The organism is Pseudomonas sp. UBA6276 (genome assembly GCF_002438365.1).
GTDB classification, from domain to species: domain Bacteria; phylum Pseudomonadota; class Gammaproteobacteria; order Pseudomonadales; family Pseudomonadaceae; genus Aquipseudomonas; species Aquipseudomonas coleopterorum.
The window spans coordinates 6,212-8,492 of record NZ_DJUS01000144.1; the positions used below are offsets into that span (position 1 = coordinate 6,212).

The window sequence follows — 2,281 nt, forward strand, 5'->3', positions numbered from 1 at the left end:
CGCACTCGCGGGTGCAGCCCGATACCGCGAACTTGAGCTTGTGCGGCGAGCGCAGGCCCTTGTAGCGGTCCTCGATGCGCAGGGCCATGGCCACGCTGTCCTGCACGCCGTAGCGACACCAGGTGCTGCCCACGCAGGACTTCACGGTGCGGGTCGACTTGCCGTAGGCATGCCCGGTTTCGAAGCCCGCTTCGATCAGTTCGCTCCAGATCTCCGGCAGTTCGTGCAACTGCGCGCCGAACAGGTCGATGCGCTGGCCACCGGTGATCTTGGTGTAGAGGTCGTATTTCTTCGCCACCACGCCGATGGCGATGAGCTTGTCCGGGGTGATCTCACCGCCGGGAATGCGCGGCACCACCGAGTAGGTGCCGTTCTTCTGCATGTTGGCCATGAAGGTGTCGTTGGTGTCCTGCAGCGGCACCAGCGAAGGATCCATGATCGGCTGGTTCCAGCACGAGGCGAGGATGTTGCCGACAGTGGGCTTGCACACGTCGCAGCCCACGGCGCCGCGGCCGTGGCGGGCGAGCATGTCCTCGAAGCTGGCGATGCCTTCGACACGGGCCAGCGCGTACAGCTCGGCGCGGGTGTAGGCGAAGTGCTCGCACAGGCTCTTGTCGACCGTCACGCCACGGGCCGTCAGTTCATGCTCGAAGACCTGCTTGAGCAGCGCCGCGCAGCCGCCACAGCCGGTGCAGGCCTTGGTCTGCGACTTGAGCGCCGAGAAATCGCCGCAACCGCCGTCGATGGCGGAACAGATCGCACCTTTGCTGACGTTGTGGCAGGAGCAGATCATGGCCGTGTCGGGCAGCGCGTCGGCGCCCAGAACCGGTGCGCCGTCGGACAGCGGCAGGATCAACGTCGACGGGTCGGCCGGCAGGGCGATGCCGTTCTGCGCGTATTGCAGCAGGGTGTCGTAGTAGCTGTTGTCGCCGACCAGCACGGCACCGAGAACCCGTTTGCCGCTGGCGTCCACCACCAGGCGCCGGTAGCTGGCGTTGGCTTCGTCGATGAAACGGTAGCTCTTGGCGCCCGGCGTGCTGGCATGGGCGTCGCCGATGGAACCCACATCGACCCCGAGCAGCTTGAGCTTGGTGGACATGTCGGCGCCGCTGAACGCCACCGGCGTTTCCCCGGCCAATTCGCAGGCAACGTTGCGGGCCATGCTGTAACCGGGCGCTACCAGACCGAAGATGCTGCCGTTCCAGGAGGCGCACTCGCCGATCGCATACACCGCCGGGTCGCTGGTGCGGCAGTGCGGGTCGATGACGATACCGCCACGGGTGGCGATCTCCAGCCCGCTGGCGCGGCCCAGTGCGTCTTGAGGGCGGATACCGGCCGAGAACACGATCAGGTCGGTTTCCAGACACTCGCCGCCGTCGAAATTCATCCGATAGCGATGGGTCTCGCCAGCCTCCACGTTCTGCGTGGCGCGCGAGGTGTGCACGCCCACGCCCAGGGCTTCGATACGCGCGCGCAACGCCGCTCCCCCTTCGGCGTCCAGCTGCACCGGCATCAGCCGCGGAGCGAACTCGACCACGTGAGCTTCCAGCCCCAGCGACTTCAAGGCGTTGGCCGCTTCCAGGCCCAGCAGCCCGCCGCCGACCACCACGCCACGGCGCGCCCCGACCGCCGCGGCGCGGATCGCGTCCAGATCATCCAGGGTGCGGTAAACCAGTCGCGCGTTGCCCTCACAGCCCGGAATCGGCGGCACGAACGGGAACGAACCGGTGGCCAGTACCAATACGTCGTAGGCATGCCGCCCGTTGGCGGTGACCACTTCGCGGGCCTGACGGTCGATCTCGATCACCGGCTGGCCCAGGTGCAAGGTGACGCCGTGCCTGCCGTACAACTGGGCGTCGCCCAAGGCCAGGGTTTCGGCGCACGAGCCGCCGAAGTATTCGGACAGGTGCACCCGGTCATACGCCCGCTGGCGCTCTTCGCCGAAGACGTGGATCTCGTAGCGATCGACCGCGTTGCGCTCGATCAACTGCTCGACACAGTGATGCCCCACCATGCCGTTGCCGACGACGATGAGTTTCTGCCGGGGCTTGAGGTTCACGAGCGCGTTCATGGGTATCTCCTGGCACGTTGCGGTGTCTTGACCATCGGGCAAAAAAAAACGCCTGGAGCGAATGCTCCAGGCGCCTTTGCCTGATCGTCGAAATGAGGGTGTCCGGTGGGGTGATCGTCGTTGAGCACCGGGGACTTGTCAGGGTGGAAGCAGGTTGCGTGCCAGGGTTTGTCAGGGGAGTGTCAGTTGGGGCCTCTTCGCGGGCAGAGC

At 66.2% G+C, this 2,281-nt stretch carries 1 protein-coding gene; it reads right to left on the bottom strand.

The genetic code is table 11. The features are described 5' to 3' along the window. A partial coding sequence (gene nirB, locus B2V21_RS16945) for a nitrite reductase large subunit NirB (protein ID WP_414708419.1) occupies positions 1 to 2,071 on the bottom strand: 2,071 nt, incomplete at its 3' end. Between the last annotated feature and the right edge of the window lie 210 nt (positions 2,072 to 2,281).